Source organism: Adhaeribacter arboris, from assembly GCF_003023845.1.
Taxonomy (GTDB): Bacteria; Bacteroidota; Bacteroidia; order Cytophagales; family Hymenobacteraceae; genus Adhaeribacter; species Adhaeribacter arboris.
The window spans coordinates 1,122,012-1,142,183 of record NZ_PYFT01000001.1 but is presented as its reverse complement, the minus strand read 5'-3'; the positions used below and the strand labels follow the sequence as shown (position 1 = coordinate 1,142,183).

The following is a 20,172-nucleotide window of genomic DNA, read 5'->3' as shown; positions in this document are numbered from 1 at the left end:
CCATGGACTGTGGACTAAAAACTAATACAACGAATACGGACTTTCTTTCGTTTGCAGGTTAAAAATAAATGATGGTAGCGGTTGTCTCCTTATTGGATGCAGAGCATTCTCAAATGGTGAATGAAATAATCGACGATCTGGAACGGACCTTCGGTTTAAAAGGGGTTAAAATTACGGCCGATCCGCACGTTACCTGGCTGATTTGCGAAATAGAAAAATTAGCTCAATTAAAAACTTACTTAAGCGAGGTTGCCGGTCAAACCAAATCCGTTCGCGTGAAGACTACCGGTTTAGGTATTTTTCCGGGCGAACACCCGGTAATATTTGTACCGGTTATCCGGGCGGATGGATTTAACCTGGTACATGCCGAGCTTTACCGGGGTATTCGGGCTTTCAGCCGGCATACTGTCAATTTTTACGATCCGGAAAATTGGGTACCGCATATATCTCTGGCCCTCCGCGATACTACTCCCGAAATTTTACCCACCTTAATTACCTATCTAAACCAAAGAACCTATAACTGGGACATTGAACTGAATAATTTTAGTATTTTAAGGAGCGAAAATAACCAGTTCCGGCAGGATACTACGTATCAGTTCAACTCTAAACCAGTAGAAATAAGTTAATCTCACCGAAATTACCTAAACAAGAATTAAAGTCTGCTTTACCCGTTTATTTTTCCGGGTTTCGGCAGATACTTTAATCTTTTTGGGTTTAATTCTCCACCATTTTTGTTGAAACAAACTAAAATTATAACAGGTACTCCGCTGCTTGCGGCGGGGATATTCTTTTTTATTCACTGTAATTTTACACGCTATTTTTTGTAAAGCACTACTAATATAGTTGCTACGGAGCAAAAACTAAATTTTGCACCGTTACATAATCTGAAATAGTACTGCAAGATCCTGATTTTCAATTCTGGATTACTTTACCGCTTTTAATTGTTACGTAAAATTTTAAATCATTAATAATTATTTCTTCGCTTAAATAAATTGAAAACGACATTAATCCATAATCTTTTAATAAAATAGATGGAATAATTAGTACCTAAGTTTTCTTTTTTGCCTACTAATTCTTTTATTGATAAGCGAGCATGGCAGGTGAGAAAAAAGCAAAAAATATGAAGTGCATTTGGATTATTGACCCTTATACGGATATACCGGAATTAAATTGGCGAGACAGTAGGTATCTTTTAATAGCAAGATTTTTAAGTAATGCTGGCTATAATGTTCATTTATTTATATCAAATTTTTCCCATAAAGATAAAACTTATGTAAACGACCAAAAACAAATTCGGCTTAATTCTAATTTAAATATTGTACTGGTAGAAACCACTGGATATGAGCATCATATTTCGTTTAAACGAATCAAATATGAACAAACTTTCGCTAAAGGGGTGGCAGCAAATCCTAACAATATTCCGCCGCCCGCAATTGTAATCCTGAAGGAGCCGGCAATTTTTATGTACAGTTTTCTGAAATCCTTCATTCAAGAGGCTAAAGCTAAGTTAATTTTAGATATAATTGATTTATGGCCAGAATCGTTTGAAGTAAAATTACCTAAGCTGATACGGAAGTATAGTAAAGTAATTTTCTGGCCATTTTACAACAGGAGAAAAAATATTTACTTAAACGCCTCCGCTGTTACAGCCGTATCTCCGGATTATCTGGAACAGGTTTTACAGTACAATAAAAAAATTGCGGGAGAAGTAGTTTATTGGGGTTGTGATGTACCTTCCTTAGAAAAAGAAATGCAAGATGCCGATGGTAGCCTTTTAACTCAGTTACATTTGCCGGAAAAAGGAAGTAATATTTGGGGAATTTATGCGGGTACTTTAGGAGAAGGATACGATATACCCTCGATACTTGAAACAGCAAAAAAAATGCAAGTAAGTGCGCCCAATCTTAAATTTTTGATTGCGGGCAAAGGCCCCTTATTAGAAAATGTAAAATCAGCGGCTAAGGCTAGTTCTAATATTATTTACCTGGGTAGTTTACCCACCAAAACGTTATACAAATTATTTTCTTTCTGCGATTTCGGTTTTTCTACCTATGCGGATGGATCGGCAGTATCCATGCCAATTAAATGTTATGATTACTTTGCGGCGGGGCTTCCTTTAATCAATAGTTTAGGTAGAAATTTAGAACATCTAGTTACTACCAGAAAGCTAGGTTATCAATATAAAGCCGCTGATGTTGATTCTTTAGTGAACGCGATAACTTTACTGTTAAATAGTGATTTACAGCAAATGAAGAGTAGATGTAAAGAAGTAGGAACTGAATTTACAAATTCAGTTCAGTATGGTAAATACATAAAAGTAGTTAGAAATGTAGAAAATTTAGGATGGAGTAATTGACATATTAAAATAAATTTTCTTCATCCAACTATAAATTATTATGAAATCTGCCATTTAAACGGAATAAAAACTAATCTTAAATCATATAGTTAAGTTCTTGATAAAATTAATTAACTACGAACCATGGATGGTTTTGTATTCCTGATAGGACATGCCAAATAAACCACCTAGGGTACCTAAAGCCGACCCAACTTGCAGAAAACTGCGGGCTATAATGGCTTTATCGACTGTAGTAAGACCAATTACTATATTGAAAATACCACGTACGAAACGGACCCCACTCATTGCTAAACAATAAAAATAAGCAAAAGGGAAAGTACCTTCATAAAGCGTGGCACGGGTGGCCCCTTCGCCAGCACGATACCCTCGTAAAAAGAACCAGCGCAAAGAGGAACGGGAGATAGGGTAATATTCCTGAACCGGAGCGTCCGGGGTAAAAACAGCCTTAAAACCGGCTTGTCGGCATTTAATACAAAAATGAAGATCAGAGGAACCGGTAAAAGCAAACCGTATATCAAAAGCAGGATTTATAACTTCTAACACCCGCCGCATTAGCAATAAATTGTTAGTGTAAAACCGGTTTGTCGGCCCTACATTTTTTTTTATATGACTGCCATAATCCAAAACTTTTTCTACCCATTTTTTAGAAGAATCTTTGGCTATTACGTGTACCAGGCTGGTAACAATATCGGCCTGGGTTTGGATTTGAGTATTTACTAAGGTTTGCAGCCAAGTCGTATTGCTGGGCCATTCGTCGTCGTCGATAAAAACTAAAGCCTGAAAGGACGTTTGCAAAAAAAAATCGACAGCTTTATTCCGGGCAGAGACAATGCCATTTTCCGGTTCTTCTACTAAATTTAATTTGAAAGATGCCGTAGACGCTAGCTCCGCAATAATTTTTGGGGTTTCACCGGTGCAATCATTATCTACCACCAAAATCTCGACCTGTATAGCATCACTCACTTCTTGAGATTGCAAAGTTTTTAATAAGTGCTTTAGTCCTCTTGGTCGCTTAAAAGTTATAATGGCTATCAATACCCTGAATGGTTCTTTCATTAATAATAAATTGGCAGCTCCGGTAACGGTTGAATAGTCTAAATACTTCATAAACGTTACACTTTCCGGTTATTCGACCAATAATGTTACTTTGTTTTAAGAAGTTATAGTTTACTTTTTTATTTAATCATTGCTGAATCTCCGAGACTTTGCTTAACTGTACTTTTTTCCGGCAGCTATCCTTTCAATTGCTTTTTCCAGGCGCCGTTGGCGAGTTTCTGGTTTCTTAGCTTCTTCGAGCCAGCGTACGTATTCTTTACGGTGAGTGAAAGCTAATTTTTCAAATATTGCTAATGCTACGGGGTGCTGATGTAATGCTTGTTCTAAATCGGCAGGAATTTCTATTGTTTTAGAAGAACGATCAAGACTGGACTGGTTCAAAATTGCTGCTTCTTGAATGTAATTTGCCATAATAGATGCGTTAATTTCCGAAACATCCCTGAACTTAATGGTTCGCATGTTGCGGCTGGATTCGCCGATTAAGATATTAGCTGAATCTTTCAAGTAAGCGCCTAAAAAAAACGACAGGTTAACATGTTGTTTAAATGCTGCTATCCCGCAAATTAGGCCATTCTTCTCGTAAATCGGCGCCGACCATTTCCAGCTTTCCTGGATATCCGGAACCGCCTTCAAAATAATTTCCCGTAACTTAAAACAAATAGGTTGAGCAAAAGCCGGTGCCTGTTGCATGTAATTTTTAATTTTTTCAGCCGGAGTAAGCATACCTTTTCTTATTTGCTTTACGAATATACAGGTTTTAATGGATGCGGTAAGAAATCAAGGCTAGTATCATTTGCTTGGAAGATTTGAGGGCGGTATAGGCAGACATGCCGTTACCTTTTTCAATTCGGATCTCGGCGGATAGGCGATTAGCTGTAATTCCGGTACCTATTACGAGTGCCTGCTCGTATTTTCGGTAGTCCGCTAAGGCAGCTTCGGTACTTTCCTGATCCGGAGCGTAAAAGTGTGTGGTTTTAGCGTGCTTATTAACGGTAGTAAGGGCAAAATTTTGCGCCAGTCCAGCATTAATAAAAGGTTTAATGTTGGCAAACGGTAAGGTATAACGAAGCAAATTGGTTAGTCCTACGTACCCAAACGCTAAAGTATACGTGCCTTTTTCGTAATTATCCGCAGATTTAATGGTCTGGTAAGTAGCTTTGGTTTGATAAGGTTTCCAGGCTAATTCGTTATGCATTGACCATTTCCTACGGCTGCGTTCCATGATAAAATCAAGATGTAAGCCAATAATGCAGTTTACGTTCGTTTCAAATTTACTCTCTGCTAACTTAGAGTTAGTGTGATTTCCCGAAAAAAGTAAATTAGTTTTACTCATTCCCGCCAGCAATCCGAATTGTACATTTGTATCAAGTTTACCTTTAACTATTTGACTTGTAGCACCGGTTTTATAATTGTTATACTTTTGAGCTAATTGAATTAATTCATTTTTCCGGTAATTCGTTTTATTTATTTCGGAATGTAAGGATAAACAATCGCTAAAAATATTTACCAGTTGGCCTTTATAAATATCGGAAGTAACCAGCAAATTTTGGCCCTTGATGGTAGAGATAGATTTTCGTTGGATTAATTCTTGAACAGACATACCTGGCTTTTGTAAATAATAATGCACTTTGGCATTTTCATCTTTTAAGTAGTACAAATGGGCATAGCCTTTCACCAAAACCGTTAAGAAAACGGTGTCTTTTACCACAAAGTTGTTGTCCAGTTTAGCCTGTTCTATTAAAGTTGCAAGTTCTGTCGGCGATTTATCAATGGTTACAATTTGACTGTTGTATTGTTCACCAGAATTCAAACTAAATCCCCGTATTTCACCAGGTTTATATTTTTGAATGGTGGCGTTTTCACCTCTTTTAAAAGAGATTATCTTCGGGTTTTTTGCCCAATTCTGATCATCAATTAAACCTTGGATAGTATCCTGCGAAGGTAAAATTAAATAAGCCTTCACAAAGTTGCTTTGCCCATAAATTTTATTGCTAAGTAAAAAAAGTAAAAGGCTGATCCAAAACAAGGAAGTATATCTTGTTTGCATTTGATTTTAGAAATGATGTAAATGGATGAATACTATTTTTGCAGGAAAACTATTTAAACCTAAATTCAGCAGTTCCTGTTATTTGTTACCAAGTCAATCGGTAATAAAGTTTGCCTTTCTATTTTTGTAAGCTAAAAATCAGCTAATTGAAATTCAATAATTTAAGTTAAAATCTTATATAAGATGGGGTTATATTTTAATTGAAGTAGTACGTTACTAGAAAAGCGAGCATGGTTTTACGAGCACCTATTTCAGTATACGGATTTAAATAACCGGTACCTTTCTCCAGGCGAATTTCGGCGGTTGTTTGTTTAACTTTTACTCCACCGCCTACTACTATGCCTCCTTCAAATTTTCCGGGATGTTCCAGAATAAATTTATCTGTTGTTTGTTCGTTTGTACGGTCTTGTTCGCTTGCTTGCACGCGGGTAGTAACCGAAGTAGCATAATTACCCGCTAAACCAACATTCATAAATGGTTGACATTTCTGATTCATCCAAGAGTAACGCAGCATCGAAGTTAAACCAAGATAATTGGCTTTAATGGTAATGATACCCGTACTAGAGTAAGTGGCATCTTTTATATCAAATTGGCCTTGCGTGAAATTTCTTTTCCAGGCTAACTCGTTATAGATAGCATATTTTTTTCGGTTGCGCGGTAGTATAATTTGGTGCGAAAAACCGATCATTGGGTTTTTCTGCCAGGTAAAATGCGTTTTAGTGAGGTATTCATATCCCTCACTGATAAATTGGTAATGAGTAAGATTTACCCCAACTACTAAACCAAATTTACTTTCGTGTTTACTAATTATTTTAATGGTTTTAGTAATCTCCGGATTTAAGCGCGTATTAGCTTTTTGTATCAAAGAAGTTAATGCGGCTTTGGTGTAAGAGGTTTTGGTAATTTGCGAATATAAGTCAGAAAAATCATGAAGGTAAGAATACTTTAATTGATCTTTATATTGCTCGGAAGTGCCAAACAATGGCTGACTATTCTTATAAAAGACAAAATTTCTCTGAATTAATTCATCGATAAGCCCTTCGTCTTTTTGGATAAAGAAATGGCTTTTATCTTTCTCGTCGAGTAAGTGATATAAGCTTAAAGAACCTTTTACCTGCTCTAATAAAAATACGGTATCACTTACAATAGTAGGTTTGGAGTTATTCAACAGTTCTTCGAACCGGACCGGAGTTTTGTCAATCTTTACTACTGCTTTTCGGTAAACATCCCCGTTGACAAAGCCAAATCCGTTTAGTTGTTGGATGGTATAATGTTGAATCGTACTTTCAGAATTTGATTTAAAATCAATATAGGAAGGGTTCCGGTCCCATTCTTTGTTATCGATCAGACCAGCTATAGTATCCTGGGACGAAGAAATTAAATAACCAGGCGTAAAGTTTTTTTGGGCGAATGTGTTGAAGTTAGTAACCAGCAGTAAAAAAGTGGCCCAAAGTAAATAAGTAAAAGTTTTTTGCATAATGTATATAAACTTGATTAAATATATATTTTATGCAATATTAATAAAAAAGCCGGAAATTATATATCTCCGGCTTAAAATATAATAAATTTTTAATATTATAAATCCAATACAATAGCGAATATTAAGGGAGCCACAATAGTAGCATCCGATTCAATGATGTATTTAGGGGTATCCTTGCCTAATTTACCCCAGGTTATTTTCTCGTTAGGTACCGCACCTGAATAAGAACCATAGCTAGTAGTAGAATCAGAGATCTGAGCAAAATAACCCCATAAGGGTACGCCGGTACGTTGTAAATCCTGGTGCAGCATAGGAACGACGCAGATTGGGAAATCGCCGGCAATACCGCCGCCAATCTGGAAAAAGCCAATGGTAGATTCTTCTTTCGCCGTTTGCGTATACCAATCTGCCAACAGCATCATGTACTGGATACCGGTTTTCATGGTATGCACGTTTTGGATGTCGCCGCTAATTACGTGACCCGCATAAATATTTCCTAAGGTAGAGTCTTCCCAGCCTGGTACAAAAATGGGGAGGTTTTTCTTGGCCGCTTCCAACATCCAGGAGTTTTTTGGGTCAATTTGGTAGTATTGCTCTAACTCGCCGGAAAGTAAAATCTGATAAAAAAACTCGTGCGGAAAATAAGCTTTGCATTCCTGATCGGCTTTTTCCCAAAACTTTAATACGGTATCTTCAATGCGGCGCATGGCCTCCATTTCTGGAATACAGGTATCCGTTACGCGGTTCATGTGCCGATTCAGTAAATCTTCTTCGTCCTGAGCGGTAAGATCGCGGTAATGCGGAATGCGCTCATAGAAGTCGTGGGCGACCAGGTTAAAAATATCTTCTTCCAGGTTAGCTCCGGTACAGCTAATAGCATGGATTTTATCTTGCCGGATCATTTCCGCTAAGCTAATGCCTAGTTCCGCGGTACTCATGGCGCCGGCTAAAGTTACCAGCATTTTATTACCGTTCGCTAAGTGGGTTTTATAACCTTCGGCCGCATCTATTAAGGCGGCAGCGTTAAAATGCCTGTATTGATTTTTTAAAAATTCCGTTACCTTCATTCTATGTTAAAGCTTTTTAATTTATGATGAATGATTTAAAAGAAGCTCGTTTAATTATTGCCTAAAGCTTTCTTAAAACTATTGGTCAAACTATAAACGAGCTATTTTAATTCAATTAAAGAAGAATTTATCCGGTTGGTTTTTCAATAATCAAATTGTGATTGGTAAATACGCAAATGTCGGCCGCAATGGATAAACCTTCGCGTACCATTTCTTCGGCGGTTAAATGAGGCGCGTGTTTTTTAAGCGCAGTTGCCGCGGCTTGGGCGTACATACTGCCTGATCCTATGGCCGCAATCTGGTTATCGGGTTCCAGCACGTCGCCGGTACCGGAAATTACCAATAGTTCGTCTTTATTAGCTACTACCATCATGGCTTCCAGACGCCGCAAATAACGGTCGGTGCGCCAATCTTTAGCTAATTCAATAGCCGCACGTTTCATGTTCTGGCTGTAGGCATTTAATTTTTCTTCAAAACGCTCCAACAAGGTAAAAGCATCGGCGGTAGAACCGGCAAAGCCCGTAACTATTTTGCCATCGAGCAGTTTTCTTATTTTCTTTACGTTACTTTTGGCTATGGTATTGCCCATACTGGCTTGGCCATCGGCCCCTAAGGCCACCTGACCATTATGGACTACCCCTAAAACGGTAGTGGATCTTATTTTTTCGAGCGCCATTTTCTTAATTCTAAAAACTTGATAATTACGTACAACTTCTAAACCAGCAATTGGGTTTTCCTTTTAGATTAATTAAGGGTTCAATTGAAAGCGCAAAGCTATTTAAATAATATAGAAGTGCAGGATTTTTTGTATTCCATTTCTGGTTCATTATCCGGCTTAATTCAAAATAGTTTAATTTGCAGCGGGCAGGGAGTTAACATTTGGGTTGGAAAACTACTTATTGCCCATGCTAAAAATCAAGAACTATTTCATTTAAAAAATTTAGTTTCGATTAAAACAAGCTCAGCTATACCTAATTTAATTTTGTGATTTCTATCCATATTTTATATAAGCATACCCATTGTACTATAATAGGTTGGATGATTTTCGTACTAAGTTCGTGCTGCTCCAACGAAAGTTTGAAATTAGATGCCCAGATAAGTTCCTGGGCACCTTATCAGGCAAATCAACAAATAAGATTTCAGAACGAAAACCAGGATTCTTTATCTTTTAGAATAAGAAAAATCCATCGGCAAGAAACCGGTCAGGATAAAGTTTGCGGTGATTACCAGATTGAAACCGTAGAAACCATCTTAACTAATCAGGCGGATACTTCTTTTCAATTCAATGTAGTTCTCACGCAAGGCGTTCTGGTAAAGCTAAATTCCTACTATCGGCAACCGCCAGCCAAAAATGTAGAAGCTTTATTTAACAGTGTTTCGGAATTGTATATTACCAACGACTGGCGCGATCAGTATTTAAAAGAAATTACTTTAAACGGCAAAGTATATAAAAACGTGCTACATATTTACGGTAATAATGTGCCGAATCAAGTTTCGTTTATTGAAATTTATTATAGCCAAAACATGGGTTTAGTTGCTTTTAATAATACAGCGGGTGGTTGGTTTTATTTAAAATAGGTAATAGGATTTAATTTTTAACTTTCAACGTAAAACCTACTGCTTACCCATTACTTTTCGCTAATTCTTTCGGCTAGCCATACATACTCTTGCACGAAAGTATCCACATTACTCTGAAAACTACCCTCGATCAAGTTACCTTCGGCATCTATTTTCTTATCTATAAACGGTATAACCAACATATAAGGAGAAGCTATCCCGAATAAGGCATTAATGAGTAATTGCATTTGCTGGCTGGCCCGCATTCCTCCCATGACCCCCGCGGAACCCGTAACAATGCCAAAAGGTTTATGGATTTGCTTCGGGAAATGATCGAGCAAGTTTTTAAGCGCCGGTGAATAACTGCCATTATATTCTGGGGTAACTAAAATAAAGGCATCCGCTGCAAACATTCTTTTGGCTAGGGCTTTATGTTCTTCCGGCGCTTTCTCCACGGATACAATTACTTTTTGCAACAAGCCAAACCCATGTTCCCGTACATCGATTAATCCAATATGGTGATTTGTTTTGGAGGTGAATAAACGGTGCAGGTAAAGAGCCGCTCTAAATGTAACACTTTCGGCACGCGGACTTCCCGATATAATTTCGATGTTCATAAACTAAATTCCTCAAATTAAACTGTACTATACGCGTTTATGGCTAAAGGTTCAGAATAGCTATTTCTTAAATTGAAAGGTTCGCAAAAAAAAGCCTTTCGTTTGAGAAAGGCTTTTGGTTATTATTGTTTATTAAAATTAAACTAAAATACGAATTGGATCTTCCAGAAGTTTCTTGAAAGTTTGCAGGAAAGCGGAGCCAACTGCTCCGTCTACTACCCGGTGGTCGCAGGATAAAGTAACTTTCATTACATTGCCTACCACAATTTGGCCATTTTTTACCACCGGTGTTTGTTTAATGCCACCTACCGCCATAATACAAGCATCCGGCGGATTGATGATAGCGGTAAATTCTTCGATACCAAACATACCTAAGTTAGAAATAGTAAACGTATTTCCTTCCCAATCGGCGGGCTGCAGTTTCTTTGCTTTTGCCTTGCCGCTAAAATCTTTTACTTCCCCGGCGATTTGGGATAAGCTTTTTTGATCGGCCTGGCGCACTACCGGTACCAGTAAACCTTCTTCCACGGCCATGGCTACCCCAATATTAATTTGTTTGTTAAACCGTATTTTATCGCCTAACCACGACGAATTAACGGCCGGATGCGAACGTAAAGCGGCGGCTGTAGCTTTAATTACTAAATCGTTAAAAGAAATTTTAACCGGACTTACCTCATTTAAGGCATTACGAGTCTCAATAGCTTTGTCCATATCGATCTCCATGGTCAAATAAAAGTGGGGCGCCGTAAATAAACTTTCACTTAAACGTTTGGCTATTACTTTGCGCATCTGCGAAACAGGTACTTCCTCGTAATCCTGACTGGCCGTACCCGCAGCAACTGGTTGAGGTTTAGTTGGAGTTGGTGCCGAGGCTGGAGCAGCTACCGGAGCGGCGGCTGGAGTAAATGATTCTACATCTTTTACTACAATGCGACCATTATCCCCACTTCCTTTAACCTGACCTAAATCAATCCCTTTTTCTTCCGCTATCCGCTTGGCTAATGGCGAAGCAAAAATCCGTCCGCCGGTATTTGCCGAGGCGGGCTGAGCAAATTGCCCGTTTGCTCCCTGGGCCGGAACACTCACATTGGGGTTTGAACCGGCAGGTGTACTGTTATTTAACTGAGCATCCGTTTGGGCATTTTCTATCTGTTCATCTGCCTGCTCTAAATTTTGATTAGGGGTAGCTAGAGCCGGAGCTGCTCCGCCGCTACCGCCATTTAGTAATTGCTGATAGTCGGCACCTTCTTCGCCAATAATAGCAATTACGCCATCTACCGCCACTGATTTACCGGCCTCCACGCCTACGTAGAGTAAAGTGCCGTCTTCGTACGACTCCAGCTCCATGGTGGCTTTATCGGTCTCCACTTCCGCTAAAATATCGCCGGATTTTACCTTATCGCCCACTTTTTTTAGCCAGTTAGCAATGGTACCTTCCGTCATGGTGTCACTCATTTTCGGCATGGTAATTACCGAAGCTTTTACCGGCGCGCCAGATGGTGCCGACGCGGGCGCAGCGGGTGCCGGACTGGCGGCAGGTTTCTCTGCGACAGGAGCAGCAGGTTCGGCTGGTTTTTCGGCCGCTGCTGGTGCACTTCCACCACCTTGGATTTGGCTTAACAAGCCGGATATATCTTCATTTTGTTTACCGATAATGGCTAATACGCCATCCACCGGAACAGAGTCTTTTTCTTTCGGCCCAACGAAGAGTAGCGTGCCATCTTCGTATGATTCTAGTTCCATCGTAGCCTTATCGGTTTCCACCTCGGCTAAAATATCTCCTGATTTTACGGTATCACCCACTTTTTTTAGCCACGATGCAATTACCCCTTCGGTCATTGTGTCACTCATCTTCGGCATTTTTATAACTTCGGCCATGTTTATGTTTTGTTTTTGATGTTCAAAAATAGATTGAAAATTATTTTAATCAAAGTTTTATATTAGTCGATAGATGATAGTCCATAGTCCTTAGTCTAAGGTCTACAGTTTTAGGAGAAAATGTGCCAATTCGTTATAATATTTAAACAAAATCTAAAAGTTTTGACAGCTTAAACCAATAATTCCTCACTTAAAACCATCGGCACGTACTATCAACCTTAAAAAACAGACCTTCAACTATGAACCATGGTCTATGGACTATCGTCTATCGACTAATCAAAACATGGGTCTTAGATGCTCAATATCCATATGCCGGTGAACGCTAAACAAGCTGCCCGTATACTGTAGTAGATATAAACACAGGTTGTGGTGTTCAAAAATATCCATGCAGTGTAACGGATAGTTAAGTAATTTACACAATAAAATGCGCATGGCCCGGCCATGCATGCAAATTAAAACAGTTTCCTCCTCGGGCCGGGAAAGTAGCACATCTAAGAAATTTTGCTGCCGGTCAGCTACATCCTGCGGACTTTCCCCTCCCTCTATTCTTAAATTTATGTCGCCGTTCTGCCATTTTTGTAATACCTCGAAATAATAGGCATCTTCTTCAGGAGTTACCCGGGTACCCTCGCGCGTGCCCCAGCAAATCTCGTTTAAACCGGCGTGTTTCTCGTGCGGAATTCCTAAGTCTATAAAGCCTTGTACGGATTGAATGCTGCGTTGGAGTACCGAGGTGTAAACTTTATCAAAAGCGACGTGTTTATAGCTTTGAAAGAATAACCGGGCTTGCTCCCTACCCGTTTCATTTAACGATGAATCTACCCCGCTGCCTTGGATAATACCTTGCAGATTATAATCGGTTTGTCCGTGGCGAAGTAAGTAAACTTTTTTGATACTCAATTTTAATCTACTTTTGTTTGGCGCAAAATACGAATATCAGGCCGAATGCGAATAGACAAGGTATGAAAAAAGCCGATTATACGCTTGAAATATTAAATAGTTGGAACCAAAATACCATGGGTGGCTACCTAGGTATGGAGTTCACCGAAATGGGAGAAGATTATTTATGCGGCAAAATGCCCGTGGACTACCGCACCCAACAACCCATGGGCCTGTTACACGGTGGTGCTTCGGCAGCTCTCGCCGAAACCTTAGGCAGCGTAGCCGGGTTAATGCAGGTAGATTCGGAAAAACAAGCTTGTGTAGGTATTGAAATTAACGCGAATCATTTAAAAAGTGTGCGTAATGGTTTTGTCTACGGGAAAGCCACGGCCGTACATATTGGGAATAAAACCCAGGTTTGGGATATAAGAATTACCAACGGCAACGGTGATTTGGTTTGTGTGAGCCGTTTAACTTTAGCGGTTTTAGACCGGGCAAAAAGATAATGAAGTATGTTTTATAAAAAGACAAAAGGTTTAATTATTTGTTGTTAATAAGGTGTAGTTACCAAAAGTTAAGGGCGAGTAGAACAACAATTCCTCTTTACTACTTGCGGGATTCGTTTTAGATTAAAAATTTTCTTACATAAAGTTTAATGAACGGACCAAAGTTAGTTTACTCCAACACTTCTGGTACCAACATTACACAAGAACTAGGTTACAACTGAGTGAATTTAGAAGGCGATTTTAGAATAATTTTAAAAGCTTTATTTGCTACGGCCATCCGGTTTCAATTACCCGTAGCGGTGTGGCGTTTACCCGGCAATAATCCCGAAATTAAATTATGCGTATCTTTACGCCCCGCCCAAACTTCCTGCGAAGTGCCGCAACTGGAATCGGGTATCTCGGGCTTTGCTTTTTACCCGTTTCAGGTTTCCGAAAAGTACCCGGCTCAATTTATTAAAGCGGATATCACTTACAGCAGTTTATCAGCTAAGTTAAAGTTTAACTTTAAGTTAAACGAAAATCCGGATTATGTGGCCTTGATACAACGGTTACAAGATTATTTCGATAAAATTAAACAGAGCGCTTCGGCGAATAACTGGCACGTGAGCCGGAAAGTAAAACCCCATCAAACTCCCGAAATAGATTTTAAAAATCTGGTTCAGGAAGGTATTCAGGCAATTGAAGCGGGCCAACTGGAAAAAGTGGTGCTTTCGCGGGTTCGGGCGACCGAATTATTGCCCGGGTTTGATGTAATGGACACCTTTATTCGCCTGCAGGAAACGTATCCGACTGCTTTTACTTCGCTGGTTTCTATTCCGGATACAGGTACCTGGATGGGCGCTTCGCCCGAAATATTGGTGCAAGTATCTAAAAACAAAATTTTTAAGACCGTAGCTTTGGCTGGCACCCAGGCCTTAACTCCGGATAGTAATCCGGCTAAAGCCATGTGGCAGCAGAAAGAAATCGAAGAACAATCGATGGTGGAGCGTTACGTACTTAATTGCTTTAAAAGTATTCGCCTCCGGGAGTACCACGAAATAGGTCCGCGGACAGTTTTAGCGGGTAACTTAATGCACTTGCGTACTGATTTTACCGTGGATATGAACCAAGTGCCCTTTCCAACTTTAGGAACCCAAATGTTACAACTGCTGCATCCCACTTCGGCGGTGTGCGGCATGCCCAAAGAACCCGCTACCAACTTTATTCGGCAAAAGGAAGGTTACGACCGGGCCTATTTTAGCGGCTTTCTGGGGCCGGTAAATATTAACGGTGAATCCAATATTTTTGTGAATTTGCGTTGCACCCAATTACTGGAGCAAGTAGCGCTTACCTACGCCGGAGCGGGTATAACTGCTGAATCGGAACCGGATAAGGAATGGCTCGAAACCCGCCTGAAAATGGATACCATGCGCCAGGTTTTCCGCACCGAATAATTATGAACCTACAAGCTGTATTTAATATTGCTGAAATTTGTGCGCAACACGGCGTTAAAGAGGTAATACTTTCTCCCGGATCTCGCTGCGCGCCTTTAACGTTAGCTTTTGCGCGGCATCCGGCTATTCAGGTACGCACCATAAGCGATGAGCGGGCGGCGGCCTTTATTGGTCTAGGTATGGCTTTAACGACCCGGCAACCGGTGGTTTTAGTTTGTACCTCCGGAACGGCGGCTTTAAATTATAGTCCGGCCGTAGCCGAAGCTTTTTACCAACAAGTTCCTTTACTGGTATTTACCGCCGATCGGCCCGCCGAATGGATTGATCAACTGGATGGCCAAACCATCCGGCAGGAAAATATTTACGGAGCGCACATTAAACGCAGCTTTTCTTTTCCCGTGGATACCCAACATCCGGATGCTAACTGGTTCGCCCAACGACTCCTATCCGAAGCTATTCTGGAGACAAAAGCCTACCCCCCCGGTCCGGTACAAGTAAATGTGCCCTTGCGGGAGCCTTTCTACCCCAAACCCGGCGAAACTTTGGAATATAATCAAGAAGTAAAAGTTATTCAGGAATGGAGCAATGCCTATGAATTAACCAACACGCAGCGAGCCCCATTGGAAGAAGAGTTAACTACTTTTACAAAAATACTTGTAGTGGCCGGGCAGCACTATCCAGATCCAGTCTGTCAAGTACCTTTACAGTATTTTACCCGGAATACGGGCGCGGTAGTAGTAGCCGATATTATCAGTAACCAACATAACCTGCCAGAAGTTATCCGCTACCACGATGTATTCTTAAATGGGAATGCCACTAAAAAAGCATCTGAATTACAGCCTGATTTATTAATTACTCTTGGGTTATCCAATATTTCGAAAAACTTAAAACTATTTTTAAGAGCATTTCCAGCGCATGAACACTGGCACTTGCAAGCAGCCGGTGAAGTAGCCGATCCCTTTCAGTCCCTTACGCGGGTAATCCGGTGTACCCCGCAAAGCTTTTTTTCCCTAATACCAAACGGCAAGGAGGCAAATACTAAAACTTACCAGGCTGAATGGCTGGAACAGGAAAAAACAGCAAGTAATTATTTGCAAGAATTTTTAGGCCAAAACAATTTTAATGAATTTATTGCTTTTGCCCGCATTTTAGAGAATTTACCAAATAACAGCGTAGTGCATCTCGCCAATAGCATGGCCGTGCGTTATGCCAATATTATCAGCTTAAGACCTGAACAAAATATTACCGTATTTGCGAACCGGGGAACGAGCGGTATCGACGGCTGTACCAGCACCACCGTAGGCAGCGCCCTCAGCACAAATTTAATCACCACCTTAATCACCGGCGATTTAGCTTTTTTCTACGACCGCAATGGTTTGTGGCATAATTATCTCCCGCTCAATTTGCGGATTATTCTTCTCAACAACCACGCTGGCGGCATTTTCCGGTTAATAGACGGGCCGCGCCAGCAGCAGGAATTAGCTGAATTTTTCGAAACAAAGCAGGTTTTAGATGCCCGTTTAACCGCACAGGAATTTAATTTGAAATATTACCCTTGCGAGAACTTGCAGCAATTAGCCGAAAACCTGAATATTTTTTGGAAGAATGGGCCCGGTATATTAGAAATATTTACCCAAAGTGAAAAAAACGCGGATTTTTTTCAATTGTACCGCCAGCACTCACCTTTTAAAAGTAAGTAACTTTGTCTCAATAACTTAGTCATGGTTTCATTTTAAATCGTATATTTGATTAGACGCTTTAAAATTAACAGGATTATGGAAGTAACGCACAAAATGAACCTGTGGGCAGATCGGCATCATCCCATTTGGCTCGACTTTATCCGGCTTGGTCTCGGAATCTTCCTCTTCGTTAAAGGGCTGATATTTATCAGCGACATTGCCGTGTTAGAAAGATTGCTGATAAACATTAACATGGATTGGTCGTCCTTTTGGTTTGCGCACTACATTGCTTTTGCGCATTTGGTGGGTGGTTTACTCATTGCCATGGGCTTAGTAACCCGCCTTGCGGTTCTATTCCAACTTCCTATTCTTATTGGAGCGGTTTTATTTGTCCGTCCTGGTTTAGAATACGGATCCATTAATACCGAATGGTGGGTTTCGGTATTAACGCTATGCTTATTGATTGTTTTCTTCATTTTCGATTCCGGCCGTTGGTCCATTGACCATTACATGCGTACTCACCGTGAGGTTTAATTTCATCTTATAAGTAGCTAATTATTTTAAATTAAATTGCTATGGAAATTACTCAAAGAATTGAAAACTGGGCCTCTACGCATTATCCGGCCTGGTTTGATTTTGTGCGAATGGGTTTAGGCGTTTTTCTGTTTGTGAAAGGCTTTATTGTTCTCAGCCAAATCGATTCCGTGCAAATGTTTATTTCTAACATTAACGCGCTAAATGGGACTAACGTTAATTGGAATGCTCAATTACTGGTTCAGTTTATTGCGTACATGCACATTATAGGCGGTTTATTTATCGCCTTAGGATTTCTTACCCGTATTGCCATTTTTTTCCAACTTCCTATCCTGCTGGGAGCGGTACTTTTTACGATGCCCGGCATGCGAATGGATGCTGGTAATACAATGGCTCAGGGGGGGATAAACTTTGTCTGGACGGAAGTCAATTTAAATACAACTACTTTTGAATGGTGGACCGCTTTATTTACCTTAATCCTCCTTATCAGTAGTTTTATTATTGGTTCTGGACCCTGGTCGGTTGATAAATATCTGGAACATTACGAAGAAACTTGAGCCAGAAATAAAACGCTGCAATCGAACATTTTAATAGTGCTTATTTTAAGTAAAACAAAAGCCACCGCAACCTTAAGCGGTGGCTTTTGTTTTATATATATCTGATTATTCATTTTATTTTTCCGGCGTATAATTTACCTTCGGGCGCATTTATCAACCGGAGTAAGCTAATTCATATACCCTATGCAAAGTAAGTACAACTGGCAAATCTTAAAAGAATACAAAGAAATTCTGTTCTCCTATTACCAAGGTATCGCGAAAATAAGTATTAACCGACCTCATAAGCACAATGCTTTTACCCCGCTCACGGTTCAGGAAATGAGTGATGCCATGGAGTTGGCCCGGCAAAATCCTGATGTTGGCGTTGTTATTTTAACCGGCGAAGGCGGACAGGCATTTTGCAGCGGCGGCGACCAAAGCGTACGTGGGCACGGTGGTTATGTCGGCGAAGATGCCGTGCCCCGTTTAAACGTATTGGATTTACAAATGCAAATCCGGCGCATTCCGAAACCGGTAATTGCCATGGTAGCCGGATGGGCGATTGGGGGGGCCATGTGTTACACGTAATTTGTGATTTAAGTATTGCTGCCGAAAACGCACGATTCGGCCAGACGGGTCCGAAGGTGGGTTCCTTCGATGGCGGTTTTGGGGCTTCTTATCTCGCCCGGATTGTTGGTCAGAAAAAAGCCCGCGAAATCTGGTTTTTATGCGATCAGTATAATGCGCAGGAAGCTTTAGAGATGGGCTTAGTAAATAAAGTTGTTCCTCTCGAAAATTTAGAAGAAACCACAGTTGAATGGTGCCATAAAATATTGGAAAAGAGCCCTATTGCCTTGCGCATGTTAAAGTCAGCCTTTAATGCCGAACTCGATGGACAGGCGGGTATACAGGAATTAGCCGGTAATGCCACTTTGCTTTATTACTTATCCGACGAAGCCAAAGAAGGTAAAAATGCTTTCATGGAAAAACGTAAACCCGATTTTTCTAAGTTTCCTAAATTCCCTTGATTTAGTTGCTAGTTGTTGGTTGTTGGTTGTTAGTTTGGGATTTTGAATAGTAACCTAATAGGTATGCCGAGTAAATTAGTTTATTTAAAAAATACTGTTTTCTCTTAAATAAAAGGAAAGAAATTGATTTTACTTTATGTAGTTTTTCTCTGTTCTTAAAACTAATCTAATAAACATTTAGCCAATAACTAACAACTAACAATCAGCAACTAACAACGACTCATGGATCACCTGCTGCTGAATGGTAAAAAGTTTTACTACGAAGAGATTGCTAATTACTCTTTTCGGAACAGCATACCTTTAAACGGCTACGAAGTAACCACGCTCGAATTTTGTCGGAACTGGCTCAACGGCGTGCAGGAAATTGCCATTAATACATCGGGTTCTACGGGTGCTCCAAAACTAATTACCTTAACCCGGGTCCAAATGGAAGCCAGTGCCCGTTATACTTTACAGGCACTGAATCTACAAAAAAACGATCGGGCTTTGGTTTGCCTGAATACCGAGTACATTGGCGGCATGATGATGCTGGTCCGGGGATTTGTGGGGAATTTAAATTTAACCATTATCGAGCCCATTGGAAATCCTGTTAAATATTTACCTCCTAATGGTCCGGATAAATTTGAGTTTGGATCGTTTGTACCCATGCAGCTGCAAGCAATAATAGCTGAGTCGCCGGAAAAAAAATATTTGCTCAACCAAATGAAAGCTATTTTGGTAGGAGGTGCGGCAGTTAGTAAAGATTTAATTAAACAAGTTCAAGCAATTGAGGCGCCGGTTTACCATACTTACGGCATGACCGAAACTTCGTCGCATGTTGCTTTAAAGCGTTTAAACGGTAGCCAGCCCGATGCTTATTTTCGGGCAGCTAGTTCCGTACAACTAGGCACCGATGGTCGGGGTTGTTTAACTATTACCGGCGATCTTACCGCTAATCAACTCATAGTAACCAATGACCTGGTAAACCTGGTTTCAAAACATGAATTTGAATGGCTAGGTCGGGTGGATAATACCATAAATAGCGGGGGAATTAAAGTACAAGCCGAAAAAGTAGAAGTAGTATTGGCTCAGGCCCTGTTGGATCTTCAACTCGACAAACGTTCGTTTATAACCGCTTTGCCCGACGATAAATTAGGCCAACGAGTAGTGGCAGTATTGGAAGGTGAAAAACTGAATAACACCGAAGAAGAAGCGCTGAAGAGGCGCCTCAATCAGGTTTTAAATAAGTACGAAGTACCGAAAGCATTTCAATATATTTCTGATTTTTGTACCACACCAACTGGTAAAATCGATAAGCCCGCTACCTTAAAAAATTTACTTTAAGATTTGTTTTGAATACTTACTAAGCCTAACTCTTCCCGGCACCTTAAAAATCAACAAACAAGAAAATCGCTCGTCTACGAAAGACTATGAGATTAAACGAGGCAAAATTATTCAAATATTAGTAGCGAAATAATTTACCTCTTGCTTCATTTATTGATTCAAGCCCAATATTGATTTTAGGGTGTAGGTCAGC

The 20,172-nt window shown here is 40.1% G+C and carries 19 protein-coding genes and 1 pseudogene; 11 read left to right on the top strand and 9 right to left on the bottom strand.

The features are described 5' to 3' along the window. The first annotated feature begins 68 nt into the window (after positions 1–68). Positions 69–626: a 2'-5' RNA ligase family protein gene (locus tag AHMF7605_RS04780; protein ID WP_106926957.1), complete on the top strand. Its 558-nt coding sequence runs from the start codon at positions 69–71 to the stop codon at positions 624–626. Between the two features lie 467 nt (positions 627–1,093). Next, complete coding sequence (locus tag AHMF7605_RS04775) at positions 1,094–2,356, top strand: glycosyltransferase (RefSeq protein WP_106926955.1); 1,263 nt, start codon at positions 1,094–1,096, stop codon at positions 2,354–2,356. A 114-nt stretch (positions 2,357–2,470) separates the two neighbouring features. Here AHMF7605_RS04775 and AHMF7605_RS04770 read toward each other — a convergent pair whose 3' ends face one another. The 6 genes from AHMF7605_RS04770 to hslV all read right to left on the bottom strand — a co-directional run bounded on the left by AHMF7605_RS04770 (position 2,471) and on the right by hslV (position 8,682). Further along, the gene (locus AHMF7605_RS04770) at positions 2,471–3,463 is read right to left on the bottom strand and encodes a glycosyltransferase family 2 protein (protein WP_106926953.1); all 993 of its coding nucleotides are present in this window, start codon (positions 3,461–3,463) and stop codon (positions 2,471–2,473) included. A 102-nt stretch (positions 3,464–3,565) separates the two neighbouring features. Next, positions 3,566–4,135 carry a YdeI/OmpD-associated family protein gene (locus AHMF7605_RS04765; protein WP_106926951.1) on the bottom strand — a complete coding sequence of 190 codons (570 nt, stop codon included), beginning with the start codon at positions 4,133–4,135 and terminating at the stop codon, positions 3,566–3,568. 34 nt (positions 4,136–4,169) lie between these two features. Continuing rightward, positions 4,170–5,459 (bottom strand): outer membrane beta-barrel protein, encoded by a 1,290-nt coding sequence (locus tag AHMF7605_RS04760; RefSeq protein WP_106926949.1) that lies wholly within the window; start codon positions 5,457–5,459, stop codon positions 4,170–4,172. A gap of 196 nt (positions 5,460–5,655) precedes the next feature. Then, positions 5,656–6,936, bottom strand: coding sequence for an outer membrane beta-barrel protein (locus tag AHMF7605_RS04755; protein ID WP_106926947.1), 1,281 nt, complete (start codon positions 6,934–6,936; stop codon positions 5,656–5,658). A gap of 98 nt (positions 6,937–7,034) precedes the next feature. After that, a complete protein-coding gene (locus AHMF7605_RS04750) occupies positions 7,035–8,006 on the bottom strand; it encodes a deoxyhypusine synthase family protein (protein ID WP_106926945.1) in 972 nt (323 codons plus the stop codon). Between the two features lie 127 nt (positions 8,007–8,133). Next, a complete protein-coding gene (gene hslV / locus AHMF7605_RS04745) occupies positions 8,134–8,682 on the bottom strand; it encodes an ATP-dependent protease subunit HslV (RefSeq protein ID WP_106926943.1) in 549 nt (182 codons plus the stop codon). An 84-nt stretch (positions 8,683–8,766) separates the two neighbouring features. Here hslV and AHMF7605_RS04740 point away from each other — a divergent pair, with 84 nt between their 5' ends. Next, the gene (locus AHMF7605_RS04740) at positions 8,767–8,994 is read left to right on the top strand and encodes a hypothetical protein (RefSeq protein ID WP_106926940.1); all 228 of its coding nucleotides are present in this window, start codon (positions 8,767–8,769) and stop codon (positions 8,992–8,994) included. A 50-nt stretch (positions 8,995–9,044) separates the two neighbouring features. Beyond that, entirely contained in the window at positions 9,045–9,584 is a 540-nt protein-coding gene (locus AHMF7605_RS04735) for a hypothetical protein (protein ID WP_106926938.1), read from the top strand. Positions 9,585–9,634: 50 nt separating this feature from the next. Here the strand turns inward: AHMF7605_RS04735 and AHMF7605_RS04730 are convergent, their stop codons facing one another. The 3 genes from AHMF7605_RS04730 to AHMF7605_RS04720 all read right to left on the bottom strand — a co-directional run bounded on the left by AHMF7605_RS04730 (position 9,635) and on the right by AHMF7605_RS04720 (position 12,958). Continuing rightward, complete coding sequence (locus tag AHMF7605_RS04730) at positions 9,635–10,180, bottom strand: NADPH-dependent FMN reductase (RefSeq protein WP_106926936.1); 546 nt, start codon at positions 10,178–10,180, stop codon at positions 9,635–9,637. A 138-nt stretch (positions 10,181–10,318) separates the two neighbouring features. Then, positions 10,319–12,058: a pyruvate dehydrogenase complex dihydrolipoamide acetyltransferase gene (locus AHMF7605_RS04725; protein WP_106926933.1), complete on the bottom strand. Its 1,740-nt coding sequence runs from the start codon at positions 12,056–12,058 to the stop codon at positions 10,319–10,321. A 276-nt stretch (positions 12,059–12,334) separates the two neighbouring features. Then, positions 12,335–12,958, bottom strand: a complete 624-nt coding sequence (locus AHMF7605_RS04720) for a histidine phosphatase family protein (RefSeq protein ID WP_106926931.1) — start codon at positions 12,956–12,958, stop codon at positions 12,335–12,337. 17 nt (positions 12,959–12,975) lie between these two features. Here AHMF7605_RS04720 and AHMF7605_RS04715 point away from each other — a divergent pair, with 17 nt between their 5' ends. The 7 genes and pseudogenes from AHMF7605_RS04715 to AHMF7605_RS04685 all read left to right on the top strand — a co-directional run bounded on the left by AHMF7605_RS04715 (position 12,976) and on the right by AHMF7605_RS04685 (position 19,979). Then, positions 12,976–13,446, top strand: coding sequence for a hotdog fold thioesterase (locus AHMF7605_RS04715; protein ID WP_317046495.1), 471 nt, complete (start codon positions 12,976–12,978; stop codon positions 13,444–13,446). A 221-nt stretch (positions 13,447–13,667) separates the two neighbouring features. Beyond that, a complete protein-coding gene (locus tag AHMF7605_RS04710; protein WP_233218944.1) occupies positions 13,668–14,879 on the top strand; it encodes a chorismate-binding protein in 1,212 nt (403 codons plus the stop codon). Between the two features lie 2 nt (positions 14,880–14,881). Further along, on the top strand, positions 14,882–16,579 hold the full coding sequence (menD, locus tag AHMF7605_RS04705; RefSeq protein WP_106926927.1) for a 2-succinyl-5-enolpyruvyl-6-hydroxy-3-cyclohexene-1-carboxylic-acid synthase: 1,698 nt from the start codon (positions 14,882–14,884) through the stop codon (positions 16,577–16,579). A gap of 75 nt (positions 16,580–16,654) precedes the next feature. Then, positions 16,655–17,092, top strand: coding sequence for a DoxX family protein (locus tag AHMF7605_RS04700; protein WP_106926925.1), 438 nt, complete (start codon positions 16,655–16,657; stop codon positions 17,090–17,092). 41 nt (positions 17,093–17,133) lie between these two features. Beyond that, positions 17,134–17,649 (top strand): DoxX family protein, encoded by a 516-nt coding sequence (locus tag AHMF7605_RS04695; protein WP_106926923.1) that lies wholly within the window; start codon positions 17,134–17,136, stop codon positions 17,647–17,649. Positions 17,650–17,832: 183 nt separating this feature from the next. Beyond that, positions 17,833–18,656: pseudogene (menB, locus tag AHMF7605_RS04690) on the top strand (1,4-dihydroxy-2-naphthoyl-CoA synthase). Positions 18,657–18,878: 222 nt separating this feature from the next. Next, positions 18,879–19,979 (top strand): AMP-binding protein, encoded by a 1,101-nt coding sequence (locus AHMF7605_RS04685; RefSeq protein WP_106926921.1) that lies wholly within the window; start codon positions 18,879–18,881, stop codon positions 19,977–19,979. Positions 19,980–20,172 lie beyond the last annotated feature (193 nt).